The organism is Aerococcus mictus (assembly GCF_003286595.3).
In the GTDB taxonomy this organism is placed as follows: Bacteria; Bacillota; Bacilli; order Lactobacillales; family Aerococcaceae; genus Aerococcus; species Aerococcus mictus.
Genome location: NZ_CP132986.1, coordinates 1 through 7768, shown reverse-complemented (window position 1 = coordinate 7768; position 7768 = coordinate 1). Strand labels below are relative to the sequence as shown.

The window sequence follows — 7768 nt, the reverse complement described above, 5'->3', positions numbered from 1 at the left end:
AGTCAGTTACTTCTAGCCCAAATTCTTTTTCTCTTTGTTAATACACTTCAAGATATCTACAGAACTCCTTCTAGCTTTAATTACACGAAATTATTTTCTCCAAAAACGACTCCAAAAGCTCTTAGTTTCATTTTCAGTCTTTACTGAGGAGCTTTCTGAGGCATTTTCAGAAGTTTCAGCCATATAATCATCCTTTAATGGCTCTTTCTCAATCTTAAAAAGTGATTCTTGTAAACTTAACGTCAGCTGTTGTTGCTGATCCGCTAATTTAGTCACTGATTTCATAGCTGAACTCAACTGATCCTGTAAAGTATCGACTTGTTTATTTAAACTAGAAATTTGCTCATCTTTAGCTTGTATAAGTTTTTGAGTTATCTCCTCATTTTTTAAATTAAACTCTAAGTTCGTAAATTCTCTTTCATCATCGTCTTTTTCTTCTTCCAATATTTTTTGACGTACATATTGGCCAACCGACAACCCCTTTTCGTCAGCTTCCTTTTTTAATATCGCATACTTTTCTTCGTTGATTTTAAAGCTAACTACTTTACCTGACATACTTCCTCCTGGTAAATCTAAATATTTTAGCATATAAACAAATCAGAGATTTATGTATATGTAGATTTAGATAGACTTAGGTAGACTTAGTTTACTTCTTTTATTCTAAGGCCTTAATATATAAAAAATATATTTGAACAACAAGTAGACTTAGGTATACCTATTTTACAAAATAATATACTAATAACCTTAGTATATCAGTATATCAGTCATATATTAAAAACAATAGGTATACTTAAGTATACCTATAAAGTTGTTCTATAAACCATATTTCTTTTTATATTTATATACCGTAGTACGACTTATACCTAATTGTTTAGCAATTTCGCTTACATTTTTTTTAGGATATTTTTTAATATAACTAATCACCAAATCTTCTTTATTCGACCCTCGATCATTTTTTACTTCTTCCGAATTTATATACTTATAAACAGTGGCTCGAGTCACTCCTAAATCTTTAGCAATTTCACTCACACTATTTTTTTTTGAAGCTTCTTTAATAAAAACGCGAACTTCTTTTTCCTTTGTTGGTGCTCCTTGCTTATTTTGCCATCCACCTTCAGGATAAGAAACATTATCTCGAACAGCATTCATAAATTTAATATGTTCTTTCTGTTTTCGATAATTTCTACGATTACGTTCAATTCGTAAACCACTTTTACGTTCAATTTCAATAATTGAATACATAAAATTACATGGATCATAAGATTCGATTGCACTTTCAACATCTTCTGGTTTAAAAATATCTGTTCCATTAGGCTTTCGCTTTAATTCAGGATATTTTCCCCAACAATCTTCCGAAAATTCTTCTTTACTAATACCACATTTTACCGCATAAACTCCTAATAAATATAAATACCAGTATCGATGTCCACCCACAATATCTAAAGATTGTTTCTTCCACCAATCATAAACAGCTCGATTGATTTGCCAACGTTTTGGCAAATTTTCTCCTTTTAAAATCCTCCGTTCAAACCAATCCGGATATTGTAATCGTGCTTCTTCTAAAGTCATTTTACTTGGTGTAAAAAGCTTATCCAAATCAACTCTTTGCTCTTCCTTTACATAAGAATTTAAATAATCAACAGACACCCTATCGCCTACTTGAAAAGCTCTTACATGTAAATTTTCACCATACTTCGGATTAATTGATCCAACCATTCGAAAGCCTTGAGCAATTGATTGATATTGAACTACCTCATCTTTTGAAGTAATCGTTGGATTCCAAGCTTTATAAGTTAAACCATACTTCAACTCCTTAAATTGCTGTTTCAAATAAGGAAATAGATCGACTGGTTGATCAAGTACATAGTAAATATGTATCCCGGTACCACTAGTTACAAGAAAAGTTGGACGAGGAATAGCTCCAAAATAGCCTGGAGTATTATCAAAACTGTCAATTAGATTTTTTAATTCATTTAAACTAACACTATCTAAATCAATAATAATTGCATTTAGCTCTCTAGCATTCAATAAAGTATTAGCTTTTCCACGATAAGACAAGCCACTACACAAAGTATGATGATTATCATAAATATAATTTTCAAAATCTTCTTCCCAAGTATCATCTAACATAATTCTTCTTCGATAAGTTTTTTCAGAATTATCTTCATCGTGATACAAATAAACAGCATTTGCTTTCCAATGATTCTTATCAGTATTATATTCTCCAGTTTTTTGATTATTAGGAAAAATATATCGATAAAAATCCTCCCCCTCCACCTCATCATAATTAGTCGTTAAATACCAAATAAGTTCATCATAATTGCTTCCTGGATTCTCAATATATGACACCACTCTCACCTCATTTATTTTAAATAACACTAACTAAATATTTTCTATAACTGATACTTCATAAGATAATAACGCTAATTTATGGCACTCACTACAACCATACTCTTCTTAAGCAAAGAAGGGGAAGAATAGACTATATGGGACGTATATTATCAATGAAGTTATTATACATTATTTGAACACTGTTTACTAAGGTATACTTTTCTTAAGTTTCTTAAGAGTAAAATAGGTATATGGGACGTATATTATCAATGAAGTTATTATACATTATTTGAACACTGTTTACTAAGGTATACTTTTCTTAAGTTTCTTAAGAGTAAAATAGGTATATGGGACGTATATTATCAATACAGTTATTTTACATTATTTAAACACTCGATTACCTATTATAATTTATGACTTAAAAAAGGTTTATTACAAATTTAATTTATGTTATTATTTTTTTGTACCTTTATAATAATACTTTCTTTTTTGTACAGGGAGTTCTTTAGAGGAAAAGGGAATTCCTTTGTCCATCTCCTCGACCTTATACTGATAAACTAAGTAGCAAGGAAAAGACAAAGCTTTCGCGCTTACTTAGTTTGTAAGAGTAAGTTGTGTAAAAGGTGTACATGAAAGCAAGCTAACATGATAGCTAAAAAGCCCACGCTATTTGTAGTGACCCCCAAAAGTTGGACTAAGAATTCAACTTTTGGGGGTTATTTTTATGTCTAAATATTCATTAGAATTTAAACTGAATTTAGTAGGAGACTATATTGCGAAAAAAGGAAGTTATCGATTGACAAGTTTAAATTTCTGAGTAAATGTGTCGGCAAGAAATAAGCAAGAACTGTAAGCAACAAAAAAGAGCTGGCCAAAGGCCAACTCACTATATATAAAGTCCAACTTATTGGGGTCACCATAATTTAAGGCGTAGGCTTTTTAATTCTCACTCGCCTGTCTCTATAACAGGACGACTAGCTTTGAGCGTTGGTCGAGTAAAGAGGAACCACACTCAAAGCTATACGCATAGTCTATCACAGATACTATTATATTTCTTATTTTTTATAATATATTTAGCTAATTGCTTTTGCTAAAATTGTATATTTTAAAAAAAAAAAAAACGCTTTCTTATAGAATTTGTTTATGCTACCCTACATGTAGTATTTATATAATACTACTTTCTTTTAGACTGGGTCTTACCTACCGACCAGCCCAGTCATTACTCCTCATACTATACAAGGACTTTTTTACTCTGTATGGAGATAAGAGCGCGGAGTTTCCGTGCTTTTTTATTTATGAAATACTCTAGACACTAAACAATAAATTATATGAAGTCCGCTCACCTATATTTTTTAGAATTTTCTTATTAGTAAAATATCTTAGATGAATAATTTTTTTATTTCTCTAATATTATTCATAATTTATAGATTTTAATAGATATATTTGCTAGGATGACATTATGAGGTTTATAGCAAGCATTAGCTTGATAAGATTTGAATGGTTAAAACTCCTTTTATGAAATATAGGTGTCACAGGCATTCCGCCTGTAATGGGGATAAATAATTTGATATTACAGCAGACATCATTATCATTTTTTAACCTTTCATAAAATCTTCCTCAAAACATCCCTTATAATTAAGGGGTGTTTTTTTCTGGAAGTAAACTTCTACAAAATTATTTGAGCATCGAAAATCAAAATATAGATGTTTCTTAGCGTACGGGAAGTTTTACTATATACGATAACTAAATAAACTATGTTATAGTATAATTAACTTAGTATTTTATAAAAATACTATTTTAGCTCCATTCTGCTGGTGTTCTATACACCAGCTTTCTCCCTTATTAGCGGGACAAATATATATCCTATATAGAAACGCGGGAAAGCTATAGTTGCCTCTTATGCGCTGATACTCCAAAGCAAGGACTTTAACATTCGGCGCAAAAGTTAAAATATAGCTCTCCCGTGCTTTTTATTATTCTTCTTTTTGGATAAAAAGGAATGGACTAATCATCCATTCCTTTTTGCGTTGCCCATATAAGAGCTCTTCTATTCATTTATTATAACAAATTGCTAGCCTCAACCTGTTACGATATTTTGGAACGAATTGGTTAGACAAACTTATTATCCCTCATACTATTATTATATTAACTTGTTCTTACAACAAGTTAATAATCGTACAACAATTGATTTATCGCCTAAAAATTACATAATTAAGGGATAAAGGAGAGGTTATGGGATGAGAAATTTTGATTATTCACTATTAAAAGAAAAAAGTGGAATGGTGACATTTTAAATTATCTTTCTCAAATCGGGAAATATAAAGGTAGATCGACGTTTTACGAAAAAAATAAACTAATTCGATAAAATATGTGTACCTAGTTTCCAAGAAGGTTAGCTAAATGTAAAAAAGTCCACGTTTGAAACCAACATAGGACTTTAGTTTTCTCACGAATAGCTCTCTTCAAAATTACTATAACAAAGTTCTTTTTTTATTATGTTCCGAAACAGAAAAGCACGGAAAATTTCCGTGCTTTTCCTCCCCTTTGAGATAAAAAGGAGAGACTAGTCTCATTGTCGGGAAGACTCAGTCTTTAGAGAAAGTAATTAAAAATTACTACAAAGAGTATACCATAATTTTCTCCCTTTTCGTGTTCTACTGCCTAACGTGGCTACTATCCCGGAAAGAGGCGTTTGCTATATTAAACGAACTTCTTACACTCCGCACACTTATTATATTATAAAGATTTTCTTAGTAAGCGCTCTTAAAATGACTTATATCGTGGTATTTTTGCGATTTAAGCGCTTTTATTCTTGTATATATAGATATATACAAGTGGCTTCCAAAACCATAATTATATGCATTTTAATCGCTTGTATTCCTTTTACTAAACTTTCTAATCATAATAATAATTTCCTTCAGCAAAATCTCTTACTTGATTTTCTAACTCCATAAGCTCTTTATAAAACGTAGATTATTTTTTCATAGAGTTTCTCTATTTATTTTTCACTTTCTCGATAGTCTTCTAAATTATAAAAGGCGAAATCTAAAATAATATTTTGATAATACTCATTTTCAAAAAATATTGCGTGTCAGTTCTAGAGAAATTATTTTATTTTTTACTTCCGTTTTTCTTCTTTACCTTTTAATTTTTTTATTTTTTATTACCAGTCTTTTTTAGTTTAGGCAAGATATTTTTCTCGATTAATTCCTAAGAGATCTGCAATTTCTTTTGTCGTATTTTTAATTCTTCATTTTCTTTTTTATTTGATTCATCTCTTGTTGAACTTCATGTAACGATTTTTATTGTTGCGTCTTTAGAAATTTTCCATGCCTTTATTTTTCTTTTAACGCTTTTATATATTCCGAAACTTTCTTTTAGATAAAAATTTTGGTCTTCTTGAAATACTTTGCTAAAAATTATTTTTAAGACAGAAAATTCTTTGATCCTTATTTCTTTTAAATTTTTGACAGCGAAAAGTCTTTATGAATAAAAAATAAGTTCATTTGACCATGTGTTAGAGAATTTCTCTAACAAGATTTAAATATATATATTGACTGTACTCCCGACTCATCCAAACTCTAAAGATTTGTTTTTGAATCTGCAACGGGGTATAATGTTTTTACTTAACATAAACAATCCTACAAAACAACGTCTTTTCTCGACGTTGTTTTGTTTTATAGCTAAAACTGAGTCCTTACTCAATTAGAATAATTTTTTCGCTAAAATTTATTTGTGTTTTCAAAAAATCTTCCATTTCTGGTAACCATTTGCTTATAATTAGAGTTAGTAGTTTTTTACTACTTTCTCTTAGATTGATTGGGCACTCCCTACCGATCAGCCCAATCTCTCTTCCTCATGCCAACAAAGACATAGAGACCGTATGAGGATATAGGCACGGAATTTCTCCGTGCTTTTTTTCAAGGTAATAACTAAATTGGGGTTGTGTTATAATATTTTTTAAGAGAACACCAAAACGCCACGTTCTGAACCAACGTGGCGTTTTTTGCGTGCTTTTCTAATCCAAACCATGCAATAAATAACTGAATTATGGTATACTAAAACTACAAAGAGGTAGATCATGTGATCACCAAAAAGCCCCACGTTCTGAACCAACGTGGGGCTTTTTTTGCGTGACCAACGCTCAAGGCTAGTCGTCTATTTGTCCTCGCCGTCTAGCCATTTGCAAATGTAGTAGCTTATTACATTTGCCGTAACGGCAAGTAAGAGCTCAAAGAAGTAGATCATGTGAATCACCCCTTTCGCAAATAAATTTGCGTCAGAGACGACTTGATTAGTATAACATGATAATTCAAGATAAAATATGCTACAATGGTTTTAGTGTCTTATAAAAATCTTTTTTCTACATAGAGTCACTGGTGCTCTCATTCATCGGTTTTTTTCTCCTATAGCGAAACTAAGTTCGAAATATAGGAATACTTTACAGAAGTACGGAAAATTTCCGTGCTTTTTTATTAGAAAATCTTTTTTACTAAGTCAATATTGTTATAAATTTCATAGCGAAAAAGAAATTTAGTTAGGAAGTTGCTTGAAATATTGAAAGAGCATAAGGAATCCTTGATAGCAAAAGCTGGTACTAAAGCACCTAGATTTTGCTTACTTTGGCTGAGCCAAAGGGATTCTTTTTTACATAATTTATACAGACAAGTGATAGCGATTTTTCAAAAATATACAGTCTTTATACATACACAGAAAGCTTGATATAACAATACTATACATAAATTTATACGCGCTTATTACATACAAATTAAGTACTAAACAGATACGTTTTCTGTATTAAATACATACAGATTATTCAGTAAATTTTAGGCAATTTCCTTATATTTTTGTCGATTTCAGAAGTATGACAAGTGATAGCAATTTCAAAATTTTGTCCTACTTTTGGCAACTTCAAAATGCTGATATAACAATGTTTTAATAGCTAAATTTTTATTTGTAGGACAATATGCTTTAAAAAGTAGTACAGTTTTTTAAAGCATATTTAGTCAATTTTTTACAAATTTCAATCTTTTCTTTATTCCACAACTACATGATTTATGACTTAATAATAACGGCAAATGAGTTCTGAAAATTTTATTTAAACTCATTATTTTTCGACTTGGGTTCAGGGATTTCCCTAACAAGATTTCATTTTACCCGTTCCTTATTTTCTTTCTCAAATTTATTATTTCAAATTATTTCGATAAACATATTTAATTTGTTCAAAATATTGATTCATATCTAATTCATGAGAAAAAAATTTCTCGTCTTCTTTTCCTTGAAAAAATTCTTCACGATAAGTTTTTCTATCAAGATTTTTTTCCAATCTTGTAAATATTTTTTGTAAGACCGGCAAAAAAACATCGACAATTTTTTTATTCTTGTTGAAATAGTTCTTCAAAAATATTCGCCTACATTTTTTTGATATTGCTTTCAA

At 30.1% G+C, this 7768-nt stretch carries 3 protein-coding genes; all 3 read right to left on the bottom strand.

What is annotated here, in order from left to right:
• Positions 1 to 90 precede the first annotated feature (90 nt).
• Positions 91 to 555: a hypothetical protein gene (locus DBT49_RS09730; RefSeq protein WP_101560579.1), complete on the bottom strand. Its 465-nt coding sequence runs from the start codon at positions 553 to 555 to the stop codon at positions 91 to 93.
• A 258-nt stretch (positions 556 to 813) separates the two neighbouring features.
• Positions 814 to 2349, bottom strand: a complete 1536-nt coding sequence (locus tag DBT49_RS09725) for a helix-turn-helix domain-containing protein (RefSeq protein ID WP_102695261.1) — start codon at positions 2347 to 2349, stop codon at positions 814 to 816.
• Between the two features lie 5167 nt (positions 2350 to 7516).
• The coding region (locus DBT49_RS09720; RefSeq protein WP_286048964.1) for a hypothetical protein at positions 7517 to 7768 on the bottom strand (252 nt) is incomplete at its 5' end.